This window comes from Cobetia sp. AM6, assembly GCF_009617955.1.
Classification (GTDB): domain Bacteria; phylum Pseudomonadota; class Gammaproteobacteria; order Pseudomonadales; family Halomonadaceae; genus Cobetia; species Cobetia amphilecti.
In genome coordinates this window covers 2,326,436-2,346,443 of record NZ_AP021868.1, presented here as the reverse complement: position 1 = coordinate 2,346,443, position 20,008 = coordinate 2,326,436, and the positions used below count along the sequence as shown (strand labels likewise).

Here is a 20,008-nt window from a genome sequence, read left to right as displayed (position 1 = left end):
GAGGCCGTGCGGGTGTTTTTTGTCATTGCTGAGGAGGCATGTCTGTCAGGCCGATTTCATCATTGGTCACGAGACCTCAGTTCATGCGGCCGGTATGACGCTTGACGCTCTCCTGCGCGGAGTCTCCGGGATATCGGTGAGCGAGATGCCACGGGTTTCCGGCAGTCGCAGGCCACCGAGCAGGGCCACGACGGCGATCGCGATCAGGTACCAGGCCGGTGCCAGGTTGTTGCCGCTCAAGTCGATTAACCAGGTGGCGACCAGCGGGGCGGTGCCGCCGAAGATGGTGTAGGCGACATTGTAGCTGAGTGCCGAGGCGGTATAGCGCACGCGGGTCGGGAACTGCTCCGAGAGCAGTGCGGCCGTGACGACACCGCAGAGCACGGCACCGACCGCCATCAATGAAGCGCCCAGCATGGACGCCCACAAGGTGCCACTTGCGGCAAGCGAATAGGCGGGAAATACCGCGATGGCCAGACTGCCACACGCCGTGATGATGGTATTGCGTCGCCCGACAAGGTCCGAATACCGTCCGGCCAATGGGCACAGCAATGCGGCGACGATGAGGCCGCCCAGGCTTGCCAGCAATGCCGTCTGGCGCGTGGCGCCGCCCGCCACCTGCATATAGGTCGCGAAATAGGTGCTGAACATGTAGAACGACAGCGCCGTGGCAGAGATGAAGGCCATCAGACTTACGATGGTGCTGCCGTGGGTGGTCAGTGTTTCCTTGAGCGGGGCGCTGGTGGCGTTGTGTTCCTGCTGAATCAGGCGGAACGCCGGTGAGTCATCCAGCTTGAGGCGCATGTAAAGCCCGATCAGCCCCAGTGGTGCAGCGATCAGGAAGGGGACACGCCAGCCCCATGCCTGCATGGTGGCTTCCGATACCAGGCTGTTGAGGCCTAGACCGAGTGCTGCTGCTGTGGCGAAGGCGCTGAAGGTCGAGACGGGAATGAAGCTTCCGTACCAGCCCCGCTTGTCGTCAGGGGCGTGTTCCATCACGAAGGCGCAGGCACCGGCGTATTCGCCGCCTGCCGAGAAACCCTGAGCGCAGCGAGCCAGCGTCAACAGTAGCGGAGCCAGCATGCCGATGCTCTGATAGGTCGGCAACAGACCGATCAAGGCGGTGGCGCTGGCCATCATGATGATGGTGATGGCCAGGACATTCTTGCGCCCGATGCGATCCCCCAGGGTGCCGAAGAAGATGCCGCCGAGGGGGCGCAAGGCAAAGGACACCGCAAAGACGGCAAAGGTCTGGATCAGTGCCAGAGTCGGGTCGCCCTGCGGGAAGAAGTGCTGCGAGATGATCACGGCCATGAAGCCGTAGATGGCGAAGTCGAACCATTCGATGAAATTGCCGATGGCAGAGGCTGCCAGCACGCGTCTCAGCGTGGCTGGCGAGATGCTGTCGGTCCCGCCTGTCTTGTTGTTGTTCATGTCTTGCTCCGCATGAGAGGAATCGGGAAGAGGTGTGGCTTTAGCAGCGCACAGCTCCCTGCGTCATCCTGCGGCACGCGGTACAGGGCGATCACGCTCAATGCGACATCAGTAATGTCCGATGCGACATGACCGATGGGATATGGCCGACGCCGTCAATATGTTGTGGCACCTTGGCATTCAGCATGTCTGGTGCAGGAATCCCGTCTCAGGCCGTTGCTGACATGACAGAGAACAAGCTGATCAAAAGGGAGATGAACGCCTGGCAAACTTCAGCGCATCAGCAGGCTTTCATCGACTTCGCGGAAGTGATGGGCGCTTTTCATCAGGGCGAGGGCGGTGAGGGCTTCGACGCCATAGACGCGGGTGGTGATGGCGTGGCGGGTGGCGACATGGTCCAGCAGCAGGGCGAAGTCGCCATCGCCGGAGGCGAGGATGATCTCATCGACCTCGGGGGCGGCTTCCATCACGTCGATGGTGATGCCGACATCCCAGTCGCCCTTGGCCGAGCCGTCGCCGCGCTGGATGAAGGGCTTGAGTTTGACCTCAAAGCCTATCTCGCGCAGGCGCTGCTGGAATTGCTGCTGCTTGGGGTCGCCACGGTCGATCGCGTAGGCGTAGGCATGCTGAATCGAGCCGAGGCGCTCGAGCTCTGCCCACAGGCGACGATAATCGAACTGCCGACCGAAGGTGTCGTGGGTGGTGTAGTAGATGTTCTGCACATCAATGAAGACGGCCAGGCGTGTGCGTGCCCCATCCGCGTCGCGAGAGCCATGCACGCTGTGCTGGCGGGAGTCGAGAGAGCTGTCGCGTGAAGAGGATGCTGGCATGGGCGTCGCCGTGGCGGGAGGAGCAAGGGCAGGCAAGAGGTGATTTTCCTCTTCCCAGAAAGAAGCCGGCCGCTACCTGATGATGCAGGGCAGCGGCTGGAGGTCTAGCGATGAACAACGCTCTCACCGGTCAGTGACTCGATGGCAGACGCCAATTGAGTGAGGCGAGCAGCGCGTTCGGGCACCAAGGCTTGATGGGCAAGCCTCAGCTCTTGGCAGCAGGGTTTGACGGCTTGGTCGGCTTGACGCCAATGACCTGGCCGCTGACACCGGATTCAATCACATCCACCTTGCCACCACGGTCCAGGAAGGCCTGCATCTGAGCTTCAAGCGAGGCTGAGGTTTCGACAGCAGCCGGTGCTTTTTTCTTTGCAGCAGTACGAGTATTTGCCATGCGGGACTCCGTTCCAAGACGTGAGGGGTGAAGATGCATGATAACACAGTGGCAACTTTGCTGCTTGATGGCGTCAATTTGGAATCAGAAGCAAGATGTTTTGCGTCGCTTTCCCTTGTGTCTGCAAGCCTCGCGCAGCTTGGTGAGGCGCTGTTGCGATCTGACCAACACAGTGATGCAGAGCAGCCAAGCCATTGAAAAGTCGGGCTGTCGACAAGAAGTCAGTGGGCATGATCGCGATTGCCGCATGGCATGCGAATCCTTCTACGGGCGCTGAATCATCTTTGATGGTCAGGCTGCCCGTCGCTCAGCCAATCAAGGAGAGACTCCATGACAAGCCCTTCCAATGGTGATTTTAACGGCCAGACACGCGCTTATGCCGTGGCGTCAGAAACGGCAGACCTGGCGCCTTGGAACTTCGAGCGTCGCCAGCCGCGCCCGGATGACGTAGCCATCGAGATTCTCTACTGCGGAGTCTGTCACTCGGATCTGCACGTCGGGCGAAATGACTGGGGCTTTTCTCAGTATCCGCTGGTGCCCGGGCACGAGATCGTGGGCCGGGTGACCCAAGTGGGCGATGACGTTAGTCAGTACAAAGTGGGCGACATGGTCGGCGTCGGTTGCATGGTGGATTCCTGTCGTGAGTGCAGTGCCTGTCAGAAGGGGCTTGAGCAGTACTGCCTCGACGGTATGACCATGACCTATGGCAGTCCGGACCGTCACGATGGCAGTCTCACCCAAGGCGGCTATTCTGATAAGATCGTTGTCAGCGAGCGCTTCGTGGTCTCCATCCCGGACAAACTCGACCCGGCTGTGGCCGCGCCGCTGCTGTGCGCGGGTGTCACGACCTATTCGCCGCTGCGTCACTATGGCGTGAAGTCCGGCGACAAGGTCGGGGTGATCGGCATGGGCGGCCTGGGCCACATGGGCATCAAGTTCGCCAAGGCGATGGGTTGTGAAGTGACGCTCTTCACCCGCAGCGAGAGCAAGGTCGAGGAAGCGCGCGAGAATGGTGTCGATCATGTGATCGTCTCGACGGATGACGAGCAGATGGCAGCTGCCACCGAAACCTTCGACTTCCTGCTCGACACGGTGCCGGTGCCGCATGATCTCAACCCTTACCTTAATACCCTGAAGTACGACGGCACGCATATCCTCGTCGGCCTGGTGCAGGAAGTGGATCCCGCGCTGCAGGGCGGCAACCTGGTCATGAAGCGCCGTGTACTGGCGGGCTCGTTGATCGGTGGCATGCCGGAGACCCAGGAAGTGCTCGACTACTGCGCCGAGCACGACATTGGCTGCGATATCGAGATGATCGACATCGACACCATCAATGATGCCTGGAAGCGCATGCAGGAAGGCAAGGTCAAGTATCGTTTCGTGATTGACATGCAGAGCCTCAAGAACGCCCAATAAGCGCTGGCGCTGCTGCCGCCGAGGCAGTCTGTCAGTGAATGCTGAAACCCCCGCCAATGACGCATTGGCGGGGGTTTTGTCGTAAGGTATGTCACAAAATTGCTGCAGGGTGATTCCCGATGTATCGCAAAACGCGTATAAGAACGCGATGAAAACGCCAAAGAGAATCCAGTCGCTCATAGATGACGGTCTGGTCGATGAAGTACTCCGCCCCTTGATGAGTGGCAAGGAAGCCTCGGTTTATGTCGTGCGCTGCGGAGAAGAGATTCGCTGTGCCAAGGTCTACAAGGATGCTGCCCAGCGCAGCTTCAAGCAGGCTGTGCTGTATCAGGAAGGCCGCAAGGTGCGTAACAGTCGCCGTCAAAGGGCGATGGAGAAGGGCTCCGGCTTCGGACGCAACCAGCAGGAGGCTGCCTGGCAGAATGCCGAGGTTGATGCGCTGTATCGTCTGGCCGATGCCGGTGTGCGCGTGCCGCAGCCGTTCGGCTGCTTCGATGGCGTGCTGCTGATGGAGCTGGTCACCGATGACGACGGCAATGTGGCACCGCGCCTGAATGATGTCTCAATGTCCGCCGAGCAAGCGCGGGAAGACCATGCGCTGATGATGCAGTACATCGTGCGCATGCTGCATGCCGGCTTGGTGCATGGTGATCTGTCCGAGTTCAATGTGCTGGTCGATGACTATGGCCCGGTGATCATTGATCTGCCCCAGGCGGTCGATGCTGCGGCCAATAATAATGCCAGGAGTATGTTGGCGCGTGATGTCGCCAATATCACCGCCTACTACGCGATGTTCGCGCCTGAACTGGCACAGACACGCTACGCCGACGAGATCTGGGCATTGTTCGAGGCCGGCGACATGGACCCGGATGTCGAGCTGACAGGCCTTCATGAGGACGACGCCGAAGCGCCGGACGTGGATGCGCTGCTCGAGAACATCATGGCGGCCATGGAAGAAGAGCAGGAGCGCAAGGCGCGCCAGAAGAGCGCCGAAGAGGGCGATGATGACTAGCGAGAGTTGCTAGCCGCTAGCTGCTGACCGGATCTCGGGTTGTTGCAGGCAGCTCTTGGAAAGAGCTCTCGAGTGGCGAGCAAATGGTGCCTCGCAACAGCATGTGCTGCTGGACCCTCTTGCACGCGCGGGAGGGGGGCGATGATTCAGGCTTGGCAAGCGATTCGATCGCTACCGGTCGCAACCCTTCGATACCGCCATCGCGAGGTGTCAAAAGGCGACGCAGCAATGCCGCCAGTGGGATGACCAGACCGATGAGCTGGCTTGCAGGGATATCGAAGGCCCGTGCAATGAGGCTACTGCCGTGTCCTGTGGGCGCGCCTTGAACGAAATTCGCACTCGCTTGCAGCTGTGGTTGGCGGCACGCTCACATCATTTAATCAGGTGGAATTCTGCATTGTCTCTTCTGACCCCCACACGTCTTTTCAAATGCCTCAGCGACGATACACGCCTTGTGCTGATGTTGCTTGTCCATGCAGAAGGCGAGCTTTGCGTATGCGAGATGACCTACGTGTTGCAGGAGTCGCAGCCCAAGGTGTCACGCCATCTGGCCCAGTTGCGCAATTGCGGTCTGCTGCTGGATCGCCGTCAGGGGCAATGGGTCTATTATCGTCTGATGCCTGACCTTCCGTCTTGGGTATTGCCGGTGCTGGTCGCGGCTGCGGAAGGGAGCAAGCACCGCATGGCGCCGTTGCTGGCGCGCCTGGCCACCATGGATGGGCGTCCCAACCGCGAATGCTGAGCTGCCGCTGGTGCCTCCATTGCCGTCATACAACAACGCCGCCCCGGAATCCGGGGCGGCGTTGTTGTTGAGAGCATATCAATGCCTGATCAGGCCGGATCGACGGCGTGCTGCTCGGTCTCGGGGTCATGGCGACGATGGTGCAGTTCGATGCCCTTGAGCAGATTGCGCAGGATCTGGTCCTTGCACTCGCGGTAGTGGCGATGGTCGGGCTTGCGGAAGAAGGCAGACAGCTCGGACTTGGTGATCAGCTCGAAACCGGCCAGTGCCAGCAGCTCTAGCATGTCGTCATCCTTGAGCTCGAAGGCAATCTTGAGCTTGCGCAGAATCACGTTGTTGTCGAGACGCTTTTCAGGCGCCGGCTGGGCGCCTTCGCGCTTGCCACGACGCACGTTGATCAGGCCATTGAGGAACCTGGCCAGGTCGATGTCCTTGATGCGCTGCTGAGCCTCATCATCATCGCGCTTGAGCCAATCGCTGATCTGGGCGCGTGAGACCTCGTGGTCCGCGGCAGCGAAGGTGTTGATCATGTCGGTGTCGGAGAGATTCAGCGCGTAGCGCAGGCGACGGATGATGTCGTTATTGGTCACGGGCGTGGTTCCGGTCGTGAAGAGTGTCAGAGGGCAGCAGGCGGCACAGGAGAGCTGATGCACAGGTGCCGGCCAGCAAGGCCGCGGATGGCGCGCAGCATACCAGATCAGGCGGGCGGTTCGCTCCACTGCAGGCGATGGGGATCGAATCCGGCGCATAGGGTCGGCTTGATGATGTCGAAGTAGGGCGAGATATCGAAGTCGCAGGGCGCAAACAGGCTGTGATGGCGGATATGCAGTAACTCCTCATAGCAGTGCAGGCATGCCGGGTCGCTGGAGGGCAGGACGTCACTGTCTGGCAGGATGGGGTAGCGCACGGCCTGGAAGGCCTCGGCGATCAGCGATGAGCAGATCGCGCGGGTCGGGTCGCCGCTGCCCAGTGCCAGCATGCGGCGCCGATAGCGGCTTGGCACCGGCGGCGTACGAATCAGATAGCGAGCCAGATCGACGATGTTGCGCAGGTCATATTGATGGCCCAGGCGCGCCTCGGCGTGGGCGATCAATGCGCTGATCTCCTCCTCCGTGAGTCCGACTGGGCGGCAGATACGCGTGTGCTGATGCCAGTAATGGTTGAGGGGTACGCGGCGCACCCCAGCGGTAACGTCCGCTTCCAGCAGGCAGTCGCCCCTGACCGGGTGACCTCTGCTGTCCAGTGGCGTGCGCACGCAGAGCGCAGCGTGAGACCAGGTCGACTGGGTGAGGTAGCGAATGGCGGTGCTGATACGCGAGGAGCCCTCGACCAGCAGGACATCGCCGCGCCGCAGGGTGGCAGCCAGCTTTTCCGGTGATGACGTGGAGCGATGCGCCGGCAGCTTGCCCGGCGCCGTAAGATGACGCGCCAGCCGCGTGCCCAGCCAGTCCAGTCCTCGCATGCCTGCCTCCCGTATGGCTCAACCCTCATCAGCCAGTCTGAGACCTTTTGGAGAATTCAGCCAAATGCCACCTCAGGCATGTCGTGCTCAGTGCCCCGGCTTCGGCACGTCCTGCTGGCTGACATTCTCATCGTTGGCGGTCTCGCTGGCCTCGGCCTGGTCGTCGGCGTCCGGCTCCGGGGCATCGAGCGTCTCGCCGGTGTCCTGGGCAGGTGTCAGTGCCAGTTCGGTGAGCAGCGGGAAGTGATCGGAGCCGAAGGCTTCCATGCGCGCCACGCGCACCACACTGAAGTGCTCGCTATGGAAGAGGTGATCCAGCGGCCAGCGCAGCAGGGGAATGTTGGCGTGGAAGGTATTGAACATGCCACGGCCGACGCGGGGGTCCAGTAGGCCGGACAGCTTGCGGAACAGGCGCGTGGTGCGAGACCAGGCCACGTCGTTGAGGTCACCGGTCACGATCACCGGCTGCTGGCTGTCGGCGACGCTGCGCGCCACGATGATCAGTTCGGCATCCCGCTCGGATGACTCGTCATTCTCGGTCGGGCTGGGCGGCGCCGGATGCAGGAAGTGCACTCGCACGCGGTCACCGCTGGCCAGTTCCAGTTGCGCATGCATCGACGGCACATCCTCTTCGACCAGGAAGTCGATGCTGGCGTCATGCAGTGGCAGGCGCGAATAGACATGCATGCCGTAGAGGTTGTCCAGCGGGCATTTGAGGGTATGCGTATAGCCGTATTGCTCGCTATCCGCCTCGAGCACGTCGAGTCGCTGCTGCCACCAGTCATCGGATTCCAGCGTCACCAGCACGTCGGGCTGTTCGCGTTCGATGATGGCCAGCAGCTTGTCACTGTCGTGGTTGCTGGTCAGGACGTTGGCGGTGAGCAGACGGACCTGGCGCTGCCGGTCATGCTGTCTGGTGCGCGCGGACTCGCAGGGAAAGAGGCGGGTATAGGGCACGATCCAGTGTGCCTGATAGACAAGACCGGCCACGGCGATCACGGCCAGTGACACCCTGAGCCCGAAGGCAAGCTCGGACACCGCGAGGTCGGCGATCAACAACATCGCCCACAATGCGGCCAGCTGCAGACGGGGGAAATCCATGATGCGTACCGACCAATGGCGAATACGCGTCAGTGGCAGCAGGGTGAAGGCTGCCATCAGCAGCGTCAGTACGCCGAGTAGCGTGGGGATCATGGTGGCTCCGGTGGCAGAGAATGGGGCGGGAAGTCGAACGCTCAAGCGTCAGACATGGTGGCGACATGCTTGACACTCAAGTCAGGACGCTTTTCTCACGAGGCAGCCCGCCGCTGACGGCACAGGCGTGAGATCCATTGCCAGCGATTGATCAACAGGGCGGTGAAGATGAGGCCGCAGCCGGTCATCTGGATCAGGGTCATGCGCTCACCGAACCAGGCGGCCGACATCAGGGCGGCCCAGACCGCTTCCAGCATCAGGATGACCGAGGCGTGGCTGGGCGTGGTCAGGCCCTGTGCGTAGATCTGCAGGAAGAAACGCAGCGTGCTGGCGATCAGGGTACTGGCCAGGAACCAGCTCAGGATGTCGAGACTGATGCCGGCGGGCCAGCTCTCGCTGAGCGCCGAGAGTATCAGGCAGGTGACGCCGGTGGTCATCAGCTGGATGGCCGTCAGCGGCAGAGCCGGGATATTGCGCACCAGGCGTGAATTGAAGTTGAACACCAGTGCGAACAGGCAGGCGGCGCCGAAGATGAGCCACTGGGCGGGCTCGATGGTGAAGCCATCGGTCGCGCCGGGCTGGCCCATGCCGAGCAGGGCGAAACCGAGCAGGGCGGTGGGCAGTGCGATCCAGGTGCTCATCGGCGGCCTGTCCTTGAACAACAGTCGCGCGAGTACCGGCACCATCAGGATGCCGAAGCTGTTGATGAAGGCGATCACGCCCAGTTGATCAGATAGTGCGACCCCTAGCGACCAGCAGGCCATGGCACCCCCGAACAGGACACCGACGCCGCTTGCGCGCAGCTTGCGCGCGGTGGACAGTTGGCCCAGTGAGCGCGCATCGAAGATGGCCAGAATGAGCCCCGCAAGCAGGAAGCGACTGCCGATGAACAGCAGAGGGGGCATGCCGGCCATCGCCTCCTTGGAGAAGATCCAGCCTGCGGCGGCGATGATGGTGACCAGCAGGAGCAGCAGATCGGCCTTGAAAGGCGAGCGGGAGGGGGTCGTCTCGGAGGAGAGGCTCATGGGGAGGGCGGGAATCCTTTATTCGTTGCTTCGCAAGTGATAACTATCCTATCAAGCTGGTGAAGTGGCTGCTGGCCTTTATCGGAACGCGAAAATCCGCCAATGCGTCTTGAAAGCCGCGCGACTTTCGACGTTACGCTGCGCATCATGCAGACACGTTTCTTTTTTCATTAGATGGCCGGAGGTTGAATGGCATCGACACCACAAGATGAGGTTCGCGATCCCTCGCATGAGTCTTCCGGGCAGCACGCACACGATCATTCTCATGGCTCCGACCCTTCAGGCAGGCACTCACATGAGCATTCACACGGGCATTCGCACAGCCACTCACATGATCATTCACACGGGCACCAGCATGATCATGCGCCTGAGGTGACCGCCGACAGCGAGCGACGCGTCAAGCTGGCCATGTATCTGACGGGCGGCTTCATGCTGGCGGAGGTGGTCGGCGGGCTGGTCGCGGGCTCACTGGCCCTCTTGGCGGATGCCGGGCACATGCTCAGTGATACCGTGTCGCTGGCATTGGCCTGGGGCGCGTTTCGCCTCGGGCATCGGGCGGCGACCCGCAAGCTGACCTTCGGCTATGCACGCTTTCAGGTGCTGGCCGCGTTCGTCAATGGCCTGACCCTGCTGGTGATCGGGGCGGCGATCGTGGTGGCCGCCATCAAGCGGCTCTGGCTGCCCTCCGAAGTACTGGCGGGGCCGATGCTGGCGATCGCCGTGCTCGGACTTGTCGTCAATATCGCGGCATTTCGTATCCTGCATCAAGGCGATCAGGACAACCTCAATCTACGCGGCGCGGTACTGCACGTGATGGGGGACCTGCTCGGCTCGGTGGCGGCCATCGTCGCCTCGCTGATCATCATGACCACCGGCTGGAATCAGGCTGACCCGCTGTTGTCAGTGCTCGCGGCGGTGCTGATATTGCGCGGTGCCTGGTCGTTGGTGAAGCGTTCGGCGCACACCTTGCTGGAAGGCACGCCGGAGCAGCTCGATCACGCCGATATCCAGGCAGGCGTTCTGGCGCTTGAGGGCGTGGAGAGCGTACATGACCTGCATCTCTGGGGGCTGACGCCTCAGTCGCCGATTGCCAGCCTGCATGTCGTCGTGGCCGCCACCAGCGTACCCGGCGATGTGCTGGAGCGCGTCCAGGCCTATCTGCGCGACGGCCATGACATCTCGCATGTCACAGTTCAGCTGGAAGGCGAGGCATGCCTGCAGGGCTGCGTGACGCGCTGATGTGATGTGTGCGATCAGCGCGCTGGTTGAGGGAGGGGGATCTCGCAAGGCAAAGCATGCGAATCCCTGACGCAAAACGCCCCGCTGAGAAGCGGGGCGTTGTTCGTTGCCGCGAATGGTCTGGAGTGAATCATCCGCTGCAGTCTCTTCAGTTGTTCAGTCTCTTCATCTGTTCAGCGTCGCTGGCGTCACGTTACGCCTTGACGTGCAACGTCCCAGTGCTCAACGGCTCAGTGCTCAGCGACATAGACGGTGCGGATATTCATGAAGGCACCGAAGCCATATTCGCTCTGCTCACGACCATAGCCACTGCCTTTGACGCCACCGAAGGGCAGCTGGGCGAAGGGCGTGGTCGGGCGATTGACGAAGCTCATGCCGGCCTGCAGCTGACGAGAGACGCGTTCACCCCGTTCGTCGTCTTTGGCCACCACGGTGCTGCCCAGGCCATAGGGGCAGTCGTTGGCAAGCTCGATGGCATGCGCTTCGTTGTCCGCAACCACCACTGAAGCGACCGGACCGAACAGTTCTTCATTGAAGGCCGGATTGCCTTGGGTGACATTGGTCAGCACGGTCGGCGGATACCAAGCACCGTCGCGATCCGGAATCTCACCACCGCACTCAAGCTTGGCGCCTGCCTTGATGGCGCGCTGGACCTGGTCATGCAGGTCATCGCGCAGGTCCTTGCGAGACATCGGGCCGATATCGACCCCTTCGCTCATCGGGTCGTCCATGCGCATGTCCTTGACCTTCTCGATTAGACGCTTGGAGAAGTCCTCGGCGAGGGACTTGTCGACGATCAGGCGCTTGGACGCGGCGCAGCTCTGGCCTGTGTTGTCGAAACGCCCGGCGATGGCGAGATCCACCGCACGCTCGATGTCGGCATCATCCAGCACGATCAGCGGATCGATACCGCCCAGCTCCAGCACGCTTGGCTTGAGCGCCGCGCCTGTCTGCTCGGCGACCTTGCGACCTGCCTCTTCACTGCCGGTCAGGGTGACGCCCTGCACGACAGGGTCATTGATGATGTCTTCGATCATCTCCGAACCCACCGGCAACCAGGTGAAGATACCCTCTTCAAAGTCGGCCTTGTGGAACAGCTGGGTGATCAGATCGGCGCAGCCCGGGACATTGGAGGCGTGCTTCATCAGGCAGACATTGCCGCCCGCCAGGGCCGGAGCCGCGAAACGGATTACCTGATAGAGCGGATAGTTCCACGGCATCACGCCGAGGACGGCGCCGATGGGGTCCTTGACGATCTTGGCACGCACGGCACCATCGACATCACGCTGCTCGGTTTCCATCAGCTTGGGCAGATTGTCGGCATAGAAGCGCGCGATGCTGGAGGAAATCTGCGTCTCGCTGATGCCCTGATCATAGGGCTTGCCCATCTCATGGGCGATCTGCGTGGCGATTTCCTTCTGATGCTCATCGATCAGGTCCGCCAGAACGGTGAGGCGCTGCGCACGATCCTGCACGGTGGTCTGGCTGAAGCTCGAGTACGCCTTACGCGTCTGCTCCAGTTTCTGCTGAACCTCTTCCTTGCTCAGCGTGGCGTATTCCTTGAGAACCTTGTCATTGGCCGGGTTGGATGCGGTCAGTGTCTTGTTGCTCATCTTGCCTCCCTAGTGGGTGCTGGTTCAGCAAGTGACTGAATGGGGATCGCGAGGGATCGAGATCGGCCCTTGAGGCAGTCACTCCATTGGCTACACATCAGGACTTGGCGATATTGCCTGAGGTCTTCAAGGGGCAGGGGCTATTGCGTCGGGTCACCTCAGTGTTGCCATATGAGCACGCTGCTGGCCCTTGAAACGCCACAGGTTGCGTCAATCGCGCCTCGCAAGCCTGCCGCGCTGGCTGCCAGCATGCGACAATGAACATTTGGTGCCGGGCGCGGGAAAGCGTCTCCAGTGCCGGGCCATCGACATGAGTGCAAGCGTCACAAGGAAGAGGAAGTCAGCGTGTTCAACAATATTCTGGTGGTGTGTACCGGCAATATCTGTCGCAGTCCGGTCGGCGAGTCACTGTTGAAACAGGCGTTGCCTGGCAAGATAGTGCACTCGGCGGGCGTGGGCGCATTGGTCGATCACCCGGTCGAGCCCACGGCAGCACGCTTCGCCGTCGAGTCGGGGCTCAAGGTAGGTGAGCATCGTGCGCGCCAGGTGTCGGTCGAGATGCTGACGGCTGCAGACCTGATTCTGGTCATGAGCGATGGCCATCGTCGCGCCATCAACCAGATGGCGCCGCAGGTCAGTGGCAAGACGATGCTGTTCGGTCGCTGGCTGGCTGGCGGCCAGGGAGAAGAGATCCCTGATCCCTATCGTAAGAGCGAAGAGGCCTTCCGCCATGCGCACCAGAAGCTGGTGGAAGCGGCTGCGCTATGGGTCAAGAAACTGATGTAATCAATATTCTGTTTTTAAAAATATTTTATGGATTTTCCCCGCCGAGCATCGCGTGGAGCAGCTGGGCTGGTGTCGCTCCGCCAGTGGTCTGGATCGCAGGCTGCTGCAGGATAGCCCAGTGGTGCAGGCCGATCTTGACGTGCAGCGCCAACGGGTCAGCGCGCTGCAAGCCGAGCAGGCGACCGGTCAGCCGGAGGCGGCATTCGCCGGCAAGGTGAACTCACTCAATCCTGCCTTGAGAGAAGGGGGCTGGGTCGGTGAGGGGGAGTGGGTGATGACGTTGTGCAATCCCTGGCAGCTAACCCTGACGACCTGGGTGGAAGAGGAATAGGTGCTGCGTGTCGATGAAGGTGCCACTGCCTGGTTCTATCCGCTGGCGCCGGTAGGCAAGCCGCTGGAAATGCGCGTGGTCAGCGTCGAACCTCAGGCAGTGGCAGTGCTTGAGCAGCCGGAAATGGCCGCGCCCTACGGAGGGGAGTTGAAGGTTCGCGAGGGCGAGGAAGGGCAGCTGGAACTGATGCGCAGCCTCTATCGGGTCACGCTTGAGCCAGTGGACTTCTCACAGGCGCTGACACTCTCGATGCCTGACCGGCGCGGCATGGTCAACGTCGAGACTGAGCCGCGCAGCCTGTTGAGCCGAACCTGGCGTGAAGTGGTGGGGGTCTGGCGTCGCGAAATCGGTTTCTGATACCGCTATCTTTTCTACATACTGCATTATGGAATTGAGCGCAGAAGCCCAGCCTTCGAGTGGCGTTTGCCGCTCAGAAGCTGGGCTTCTCTGGTCTGGCTCTGGAGAGCGGACTTGTGGAGGCAGGGCTTTTGAGGACAGGGCTTATGGAGAGCGCTGTTAGAAAGAGGGCTTTGTGTGGTATTGAGGAGATACCGCGCTCTACTCTATGGCGCGCTCCACCTTGAATCGTCAAGACCCTGATTTAGCCGCTTTAGGAGCAATAGGCTGCGCCACTCGAGCGTCATTGACCCGTGAGATCGGGCTGGAGTCCGTGCCGCCGGTATGTCCTTTGCCGTGGCCGTCATCGGTATTGGAGTAGATGGCGATTGTCTCGAGTGGCTCTGGCATGCCCAGCGCATAGCCCTGCACATAGTCGGCACCGATGGTGGCGACGGAGGCGAGCACTTGCGCACTCCCCACGAATTCCGCCACGGTCTTCATGCCCATCTCACGCGCGACCTCGGCAATGGCGCGGGCGATGGAGTAGGAGACGCGGTTGGTGTCCATGTCGCGAATGAAGGCGCCATCGATCTTCAGGAAGTCGACGGGCAGGTTTTTCAGGTAGCCGAAGGACGACACGCCACTCCCGAAGTCATCCAGCGCGAAGGAGCAGCCGAGTGCGCCGAGTGCCTCGAAGAAGGCGCGAGCGTCGCCCAGCCGCGTGATGGCGACGGACTCGGTGATCTCGAAACACAGCTTGTCACCCGGGATGCCGCTGTCGCGGACCATGGTGACCAGCAGGTCACGGAAGCTCGGGCTGCTGATGGAGTGCCCAGAGAGATTGAGAGACACCATGGTCAGTCGCTGGGCATGCGCAGGGTGCGCTGCCAGCCAGCTCAGATATTGGCGAATGACATGTTCATCGATGGCGGCTGACAGGCCATAACGCTCCGCCGCAGGCAGGAAGGCGCCCGGCGCAATGATGGTGCCGTCCCGGCCTTTCAAGCGCACCAGCACTTCGTAGTGTAGTTCGCAGTTCAGCTCGCAGTGCGGGTCGTTGCCAAGCTCTGAGTTGTCAGCTTGTGCAGTGGCGAGAGTGCTGACAATCGGCTGTTGGTAAAGCACCAGGCGCTGTTCTTCGATGGCCGCGGTGATTTCTGTCAGCCAGTGCATTTCCTGCATGCGCCGAGCTACCTCGTCACCAGATTCACTGTGGCGATGAATGCGGTTACGCCCGGCATCTTTGGCTTCATAACAGGCAGCATCGGCGGCACTCAGCAGTTGGTGCGGGTCGTTGTGATTGCTGTCGATGCTCACCAGGCCAATGCTGGTACTGATGGTGAACAGCTTGTCTTCCCACATGAATCGGAAGTTGGTGACGGACTGACGCATCTCTTCGAGCAGTGCCTCGGCGGTGTCCAGCGACATGTTGGGCATCAGCAAACCGAATTCATCCCCTCCCAAGCGCGCGAGACGGTCCGGCTTGCGCAAGCCGGCGGCAATCACGTCGACCAGCTGGATCAATAGCGCATCGCCGGCCGAGTGGCCACAGGTGTCATTGACCACCTTGAACTGGTCCAGATCGATGTAGGCGAGACAATGCAGTGCGCGAGTGGCGCGTGCATCATCGCAGAGTGTCGTCAGTTCACGTTTGAAGGCGCCGCGATTGAGCAATCCCGTCAGGCTGTCGTGGTTGGCCTCGTGGGCCATGCGCTGCGACATGGTGTGATTGAGCGTATTGTCGATCAGCGCCAGCAGCGTATAGCCCTCCTGGTCTGGCGTCGCCTCAACCGCAGAAACACTGATCTCGGCATGCACCGAGTTGCCGGAGGCGTGGATGAAGCGGCATTGCTGGGTAAAGAAGTCCTTGCGCTGCTCGATCAGAGCCTGATGTTGCTGCAGGAAGCTTTCCAGGTCCTCCGGCTCGATCAGTTCGCGAATGACACTCTGGGACAAGGTGGCGGCGGTGTAGCCCAGGATGCTCTCGAGTCGTTGGTTGACGCGCAACAGCTGGCCACTGGTGCTCAGGTGCGCCATGCCGACAGCAGAGTGCTCGAAGGTGGCGCGGTAGCGTCGTTCGTTGGCCCGCAGGCGCTTCTGAGAGGCTTGTTGCTCGAATTCGGTCATGAGCTGTGAGACGTGATCCGCCACGGAGGCAAGAAACGCCCGCTCATCATCTGCCCATTCGCGCGGGGCATTGCTTTCTGTACAGCAGATGACGGCCACCACCTGACCTGCCACACGGATCGGGCTGTCGATGATGGCCTTAACGCTGCAGCGGAAGGTCCCATCAAACAGCAACTCCTGATTGGCCTTGGTCACATCGGACAACGCGAGAGCACGCCCGGCATCCAGGGCTTCGAAATAGACCCGGTTCTGGGTGCGGGTAAGGCGAGTGGGGACTGTGCTATGCGTCGCATCGTGCGGCGGGGGGATCCACGCATCATGGACATGGGCAAGCGACAGGCAGTCGCGGTCTTCATTCATGTACCAGAAGCTGACCTTGCGTATCTGCAGGCCCTTGGCGATTTGCTCACATAGCCACGGCAGCAGGCCATCCAGTTGCGTGCTGTCATCGTGGCGGGTGTTGCCGAGCTCGATCAAGGCCGCCTGTTGGCGTTCATAGCGGCGCAGCTTGTCAGCCTGGGCCTCCTTGGCCAGATGCTGCTGATGGATGTCCAGTAATGAGCCAATGAAGCGGTAGGGCTCGCCGTCTCTGACCTCGAATTGAGCGCGTAGCTCAAACCAGCGATGGTCTCCCTGCTGAGTGCGAATCAGCAGCTCGCAATTGAAAGGCGTTCCGCTCAGTCGCTTGGCGTTGACCAAGGCCTTGAAGTCGTCACGCATGTCGGGTGCGACTCTCTCATGCAATGCTTCGAGCCCGGTGTCGAGTGTTCCGGCTTCATACCCCAATTGGTTTTCCAGGCGGGTAGAGATGGTCAGTCTCTCGTTGCCTGTTTTCCATTCGATGATGCCATCGGAGATGCTGCGCAATATCCAGCTGGCGCGCGACTGACTGTCTGCGAACTCTGCATTGAGGTAGCTTTGATTGACTTGGCGTTTCAGCGCCTCGGTCGCCAGGGTCGCGAGCTTGTCCAACCGGATGAGGACTTCCGGGCTGGGCAACTGTTGACGCGGTGCAGTGTCCGCCAGGCTCATGCAGCCGATTATCTCGCCATTGTCTGCCTTGAGGGGCAAGCCGATGTAATAACGAATGCCGTCGGCAAGGACCGAACTGCAACCGGCGAATTCGGGTTGTCGACGGGCGTCACACGTGATGAGAGGACTGGCTTGCAGTACCGCCACGCCACACAGCGCATTGCTAATAAGGACGGACTCATGCGCGTTGTCATTCAGACTCAACCAGCGCTTGAGCTGCTCGCCGTCACGCAGGTTGATCATCCCCATAGGAGCGCCAGCAAGGTCCGCAGCCAGCTCAAGAATCATCAGGGCCTGATGATCCTCTTCATGCCGCAATGTCTTGATCCAATTGGGAATAACGGAAGTATCAAGCCCGAGAGAGTCTGGCATCGTGTCGCAGCCTTCCCTGTCTGTAACGGTGTAGGAGGGGTCGAAATCGCAGACTACCACAGTAGAGCGTTGCCAAACCGTTGTTGGCGTCTTGAACATTGAGGGCAGTAAGGACGCCAGGGCAGAGAGGGGAGGTCGTCAAGGATGGCTGTGACATAATTGTCAGTATGGCAGCCTGACGGGCTGACACGGTCAAGAGGAGTATGAAAGGAAATGGCGTTGATCAAGGGGTTCTGCATCCTTCTGCTTTGCCAGTTTCTCGGCGAGGTGACGGGGCGTGCGTTGTTGTTGCCGGTGCCAGGGCCAGTACTGGGAATGCTTTTCCTGCTGCTGGGGTTGATGTTGCGAGGGCGGCTGCGCAAACGGTTGTTGCCTGCCCCGGACAGAGAAGGGGAAGGAGTGCTGCGCGTTGACGAGAGTGCGGATCGAGACTTCGGTCAACGTCAGCTGGCCCGTGCGCTACTGCGGGAACGCGTGCCGGCCAGTCTCAGGCTTGCCAGCAATGGCCTGCTCTCGCATCTGTCGCTGCTGTTCGTGCCTGCGGGCGTTGGCGTCATGGTCCATTTCGAGCTCATCGCACGCGATCTCACCGCCATCGCCATCACGCTGGTCGCGTCGATCGCGGTCACCCAGTTCGTCACGGCCTGGCTGTTGCAGCGTCTGATCGATCGAGGCTCTGCTACGCCGAGCGGCCCAGGGGGCAAGTCACCCAACGGTGATGAGGTGTCCTCATGAATCTGGCCCCGCTTGACGCCCTGTGGGTGTACCTGAGCGCTTCTCCGTTATTGCATCTGCTGCTGACGCTGGTGGCCTTTCTGCTGGCGACGGCGATCAATCGTCTGGCACGGGGCGCATCGCTGGCGCACCCGGTACTGGTCTCCATCGCGCTGATCATCGGGTTTCTGTGGCTGACAGACACCGACTATCCCACCTACTTTGAAGGGGCCCAGTTCATCCACTTCCTGCTCGGGCCGGCCACCGTCGCGTTGGCGGTACCGTTGTTTGACCATCTCGATCGGGTCAAGCAGATGCTGTGGCCACTGCTGACGGCCTGTTGCGTCGGCATCGTCACTGCCGTGACCACTACTCTGGGGCTGTCACTGTCGCTGGGAGCACACACCCAGGTGGCCTTGAGCCTGGCGCCCAAATCCGTCACATCACCGATCGCGATGGGGATCGCCGAAAAATTGGGCGGTATCCCCTCGCTGACGGCAGGGCTGGTGCTGCTGACCGGCACCCTCGGCTGTGTGGTAGGCCCCGTTGTCATGCGACTGGCAGGGGCGCGAGACGATACCGTCAAGGGCTTCACCATGGGCTTGTCGGCGCATGGCATCGGTACTGCGTTCTGCTTCTCGTCGGTGAGCACTCTGGCGGGTGCCTTCGCTGGCATGTCGATGGGGCTGACCGGTCTGCTGACCGCCTTCATCGTGCCGCCTATCGTCAGGCTGTTCGGCTTCTGAGCATCAGGGGTATTGGTGGAGAGTCGAGCTGGAGGCGAGCAAGAAGCAGGAAGGCCAGCGTTATCGTGGCATCGTCTTGTGAGAGCTTAAGTTTGCGTTAAGCGCAGCCATTCATGCTGGTGATCACTCCATGGTTAAGCTCAGCGCTTGCGTGTTGGCCATGGGAATCGTCAGCACGTCTTGTGGAAATGTCACCTCGTTGCCACATGTCTGTCAGTGAGCTGATCGATCATGCTCCTATGCAGGTCCACAAGGCGTGTCATCCACTCGCGCCTCTGTGTCTGGCAATGCCTCGACCCAAGGAAAGCCCTCATGTTCATTTCTCTTGCACGCACAGTTCTTGAACGCACTGGTCTTGCCCACACCGCTGCAAAGCTCAAGCCCGCTAGCCTAGCCGGGCATCGTGTCCTGGTCGAGGCGCCGATGGCCTCCAGTTGTCGAGAACTCTGTTGGCAGCTGGCGGCGGCAGGGGCTGCATTGATTCTGGTCGAGCGAGAGGGGGATGACCTTGCCTTGCTGTGCAGGTTGTTGCCCACCCCGAGTGGCCAGCAACACCGCCGCCTGTCACTGACGCACGCAGATGTGAGGGGTGACGCGCTATGCACGCAACTGCACAACATCCCGGCTTCGGAGCGCCCCGATACCTTGCTAAGCCTGCCGGGCGATGGCCGCTGGCATCTGGAGAGTGGCCGCGCCTGGCATGTGCTCGAGCGTGGGGGGTGGCCGGCCGAGGTGCGCGCCAAGGTACTGGAGTGTCTTGAGCTTCATGGCTCGGCGGATAGCCGACGCCCGCTGCTGGAGTTGATCGTGCAGGCAGACGGCGACTTTTTCGTTCCGCTGCCGACAGCGAAGCACTCACGTATCCGCTTGCATACCCCGGCGCTGATCACTGGTGAAGAGGACCCTCTTTTGATGCGCCTGGCGCGTCATCAGGGCAATCATCCTGTCAGTGTGGCGCGTCAGGCGCGCGCGCTGATCTTCCGACTGCGTCTGGCGCGAGCCGGGCACCCGCTCGCGTATGGCTGGTTGATGGCGGGTGAGGCGTTGCGGCGTGTCATCGGAGGACCGCGCCGCATGCTGGAGCGTGGCGCGCTCGGGCTGCGTGAGCAGAGGATGCTGCTGACGGCGCGTCTGGCCAGGTGGCGCCATGCTCGACACCCGGGGCGTCGTGCACGCAGCGGTGTGTGATGGCTGGCTGAT

At 61.1% G+C, this 20,008-nt stretch carries 19 protein-coding genes; 10 read left to right on the top strand and 9 right to left on the bottom strand.

Going from position 1 to position 20,008, the window contains the following annotated elements; genetic code table 11:
• Positions 1-81: 81 nt before the first annotated feature.
• From CLAM6_RS09980 to CLAM6_RS09970, 3 genes are all read right to left on the bottom strand, one after another.
• Positions 82-1,434 (bottom strand): MFS transporter, encoded by a 1,353-nt coding sequence (locus tag CLAM6_RS09980; protein WP_153635955.1) that lies wholly within the window; start codon positions 1,432-1,434, stop codon positions 82-84.
• A 272-nt stretch (positions 1,435-1,706) separates the two neighbouring features.
• Positions 1,707-2,264 carry a LabA-like NYN domain-containing protein gene (locus CLAM6_RS09975; protein ID WP_153635954.1) on the bottom strand — a complete coding sequence of 186 codons (558 nt, stop codon included), beginning with the start codon at positions 2,262-2,264 and terminating at the stop codon, positions 1,707-1,709.
• 205 nt (positions 2,265-2,469) lie between these two features.
• A complete protein-coding gene (locus CLAM6_RS09970; protein WP_084589604.1) occupies positions 2,470-2,658 on the bottom strand; it encodes a hypothetical protein in 189 nt (62 codons plus the stop codon).
• A gap of 330 nt (positions 2,659-2,988) precedes the next feature.
• Between CLAM6_RS09970 and CLAM6_RS09965 the strand changes: the two genes are divergently transcribed.
• The 3 genes from CLAM6_RS09965 (at position 2,989) to CLAM6_RS09955 (ending at position 5,828) form a co-directional block, all read left to right on the top strand.
• Positions 2,989-4,074: an NAD(P)-dependent alcohol dehydrogenase gene (locus tag CLAM6_RS09965; RefSeq protein WP_153635953.1), complete on the top strand. Its 1,086-nt coding sequence runs from the start codon at positions 2,989-2,991 to the stop codon at positions 4,072-4,074.
• 148 nt (positions 4,075-4,222) lie between these two features.
• Complete coding sequence (locus CLAM6_RS09960; protein WP_153635952.1) at positions 4,223-5,086, top strand: PA4780 family RIO1-like protein kinase; 864 nt, start codon at positions 4,223-4,225, stop codon at positions 5,084-5,086.
• A gap of 406 nt (positions 5,087-5,492) precedes the next feature.
• Positions 5,493-5,828 (top strand): metalloregulator ArsR/SmtB family transcription factor, encoded by a 336-nt coding sequence (locus CLAM6_RS09955; protein ID WP_277876256.1) that lies wholly within the window; start codon positions 5,493-5,495, stop codon positions 5,826-5,828.
• A gap of 89 nt (positions 5,829-5,917) precedes the next feature.
• On the opposite strand, the gene CLAM6_RS09950 is transcribed toward CLAM6_RS09955, so the two are convergent.
• From CLAM6_RS09950 to CLAM6_RS09935, 4 genes are all read right to left on the bottom strand, one after another.
• Positions 5,918-6,418, bottom strand: a complete 501-nt coding sequence (locus CLAM6_RS09950) for a DUF1456 family protein (protein WP_153635950.1) — start codon at positions 6,416-6,418, stop codon at positions 5,918-5,920.
• A gap of 107 nt (positions 6,419-6,525) precedes the next feature.
• Positions 6,526-7,290 carry a YiiX/YebB-like N1pC/P60 family cysteine hydrolase gene (locus tag CLAM6_RS09945; protein ID WP_153635949.1) on the bottom strand — a complete coding sequence of 255 codons (765 nt, stop codon included), beginning with the start codon at positions 7,288-7,290 and terminating at the stop codon, positions 6,526-6,528.
• An 87-nt stretch (positions 7,291-7,377) separates the two neighbouring features.
• On the bottom strand, positions 7,378-8,484 hold the full coding sequence (locus CLAM6_RS09940; protein ID WP_153635948.1) for an endonuclease/exonuclease/phosphatase family protein: 1,107 nt from the start codon (positions 8,482-8,484) through the stop codon (positions 7,378-7,380).
• Positions 8,485-8,579: 95 nt separating this feature from the next.
• Positions 8,580-9,509, bottom strand: coding sequence for a DMT family transporter (locus CLAM6_RS09935; protein WP_153635947.1), 930 nt, complete (start codon positions 9,507-9,509; stop codon positions 8,580-8,582).
• 372 nt (positions 9,510-9,881) lie between these two features.
• Between CLAM6_RS09935 and CLAM6_RS09930 the strand changes: the two genes are divergently transcribed.
• Positions 9,882-10,748: a cation diffusion facilitator family transporter gene (locus tag CLAM6_RS09930; protein ID WP_225346721.1), complete on the top strand. Its 867-nt coding sequence runs from the start codon at positions 9,882-9,884 to the stop codon at positions 10,746-10,748.
• Positions 10,749-10,978: 230 nt separating this feature from the next.
• Here CLAM6_RS09930 and CLAM6_RS09925 read toward each other — a convergent pair whose 3' ends face one another.
• Positions 10,979-12,361, bottom strand: a complete 1,383-nt coding sequence (locus tag CLAM6_RS09925; protein ID WP_153635945.1) for an NAD-dependent succinate-semialdehyde dehydrogenase — start codon at positions 12,359-12,361, stop codon at positions 10,979-10,981.
• A gap of 345 nt (positions 12,362-12,706) precedes the next feature.
• Here CLAM6_RS09925 and CLAM6_RS09920 point away from each other — a divergent pair, with 345 nt between their 5' ends.
• The 3 genes from CLAM6_RS09920 to CLAM6_RS09910 are packed head-to-tail and all read left to right on the top strand — an operon-like array spanning position 12,707 to position 13,835.
• Positions 12,707-13,147, top strand: a complete 441-nt coding sequence (locus CLAM6_RS09920; protein WP_153635944.1) for an arsenate reductase/protein-tyrosine-phosphatase family protein — start codon at positions 12,707-12,709, stop codon at positions 13,145-13,147.
• 52 nt (positions 13,148-13,199) lie between these two features.
• Positions 13,200-13,478, top strand: a complete 279-nt coding sequence (locus CLAM6_RS09915; protein WP_153635943.1) for a hypothetical protein — start codon at positions 13,200-13,202, stop codon at positions 13,476-13,478.
• On the top strand, positions 13,479-13,835 hold the full coding sequence (locus tag CLAM6_RS09910; RefSeq protein WP_153635942.1) for a hypothetical protein: 357 nt from the start codon (positions 13,479-13,481) through the stop codon (positions 13,833-13,835). It abuts the gene before it with no gap.
• Positions 13,836-14,066: 231 nt separating this feature from the next.
• On the opposite strand, the gene CLAM6_RS09905 is transcribed toward CLAM6_RS09910, so the two are convergent.
• Entirely contained in the window at positions 14,067-17,348 is a 3,282-nt protein-coding gene (locus CLAM6_RS09905; protein WP_172978681.1) for a bifunctional diguanylate cyclase/phosphodiesterase, read from the bottom strand.
• A 213-nt stretch (positions 17,349-17,561) separates the two neighbouring features.
• On the opposite strand from CLAM6_RS09905, the gene CLAM6_RS09900 reads away from it, so the two are divergent.
• The 3 genes from CLAM6_RS09900 to CLAM6_RS09890 all read left to right on the top strand — a co-directional run bounded on the left by CLAM6_RS09900 (position 17,562) and on the right by CLAM6_RS09890 (position 19,996).
• The gene (locus CLAM6_RS09900; protein ID WP_153635940.1) at positions 17,562-18,083 is read left to right on the top strand and encodes a CidA/LrgA family protein; all 522 of its coding nucleotides are present in this window, start codon (positions 17,562-17,564) and stop codon (positions 18,081-18,083) included.
• Positions 18,080-18,808 (top strand): LrgB family protein, encoded by a 729-nt coding sequence (locus CLAM6_RS09895; RefSeq protein WP_153635939.1) that lies wholly within the window; start codon positions 18,080-18,082, stop codon positions 18,806-18,808. The genes CLAM6_RS09900 and CLAM6_RS09895 overlap by 4 nt, the downstream gene beginning before the upstream one ends.
• A 312-nt stretch (positions 18,809-19,120) precedes the next feature.
• On the top strand, positions 19,121-19,996 hold the full coding sequence (locus tag CLAM6_RS09890) for a hypothetical protein (protein WP_153635938.1): 876 nt from the start codon (positions 19,121-19,123) through the stop codon (positions 19,994-19,996).
• The last annotated feature ends 12 nt before the right edge of the window (positions 19,997-20,008 follow it).

Coding starts and splice junctions, on each gene's coding strand:
- CLAM6_RS09975 (WP_153635954.1), bottom strand. CDS start 2,264: ATGCCAGCATCCTCTTCACGCGACAGCTCTCTCGACTCCCGCCAGCAC.
- CLAM6_RS09980 (WP_153635955.1), bottom strand. CDS start 1,434: ATGAACAACAACAAGACAGGCGGGACCGACAGCATCTCGCCAGCCACG.
- CLAM6_RS09960 (WP_153635952.1), top strand. CDS start 4,223: ATGAAAACGCCAAAGAGAATCCAGTCGCTCATAGATGACGGTCTGGTC.
- CLAM6_RS09965 (WP_153635953.1), top strand. CDS start 2,989: ATGACAAGCCCTTCCAATGGTGATTTTAACGGCCAGACACGCGCTTAT.
- CLAM6_RS09970 (WP_084589604.1), bottom strand. CDS start 2,658: ATGGCAAATACTCGTACTGCTGCAAAGAAAAAAGCACCGGCTGCTGTC.
- CLAM6_RS09935 (WP_153635947.1), bottom strand. CDS start 9,509: ATGAGCCTCTCCTCCGAGACGACCCCCTCCCGCTCGCCTTTCAAGGCC.
- CLAM6_RS09925 (WP_153635945.1), bottom strand. CDS start 12,361: ATGAGCAACAAGACACTGACCGCATCCAACCCGGCCAATGACAAGGTT.
- CLAM6_RS09890 (WP_153635938.1), top strand. CDS start 19,121: ATGTTCATTTCTCTTGCACGCACAGTTCTTGAACGCACTGGTCTTGCC.
- CLAM6_RS09940 (WP_153635948.1), bottom strand. CDS start 8,484: ATGATCCCCACGCTACTCGGCGTACTGACGCTGCTGATGGCAGCCTTC.
- CLAM6_RS09905 (WP_172978681.1), bottom strand. CDS start 17,348: ATGCCAGACTCTCTCGGGCTTGATACTTCCGTTATTCCCAATTGGATC.
- CLAM6_RS09900 (WP_153635940.1), top strand. CDS start 17,562: ATGGCGTTGATCAAGGGGTTCTGCATCCTTCTGCTTTGCCAGTTTCTC.
- CLAM6_RS09945 (WP_153635949.1), bottom strand. CDS start 7,290: ATGCGAGGACTGGACTGGCTGGGCACGCGGCTGGCGCGTCATCTTACG.
- CLAM6_RS09895 (WP_153635939.1), top strand. CDS start 18,080: ATGAATCTGGCCCCGCTTGACGCCCTGTGGGTGTACCTGAGCGCTTCT.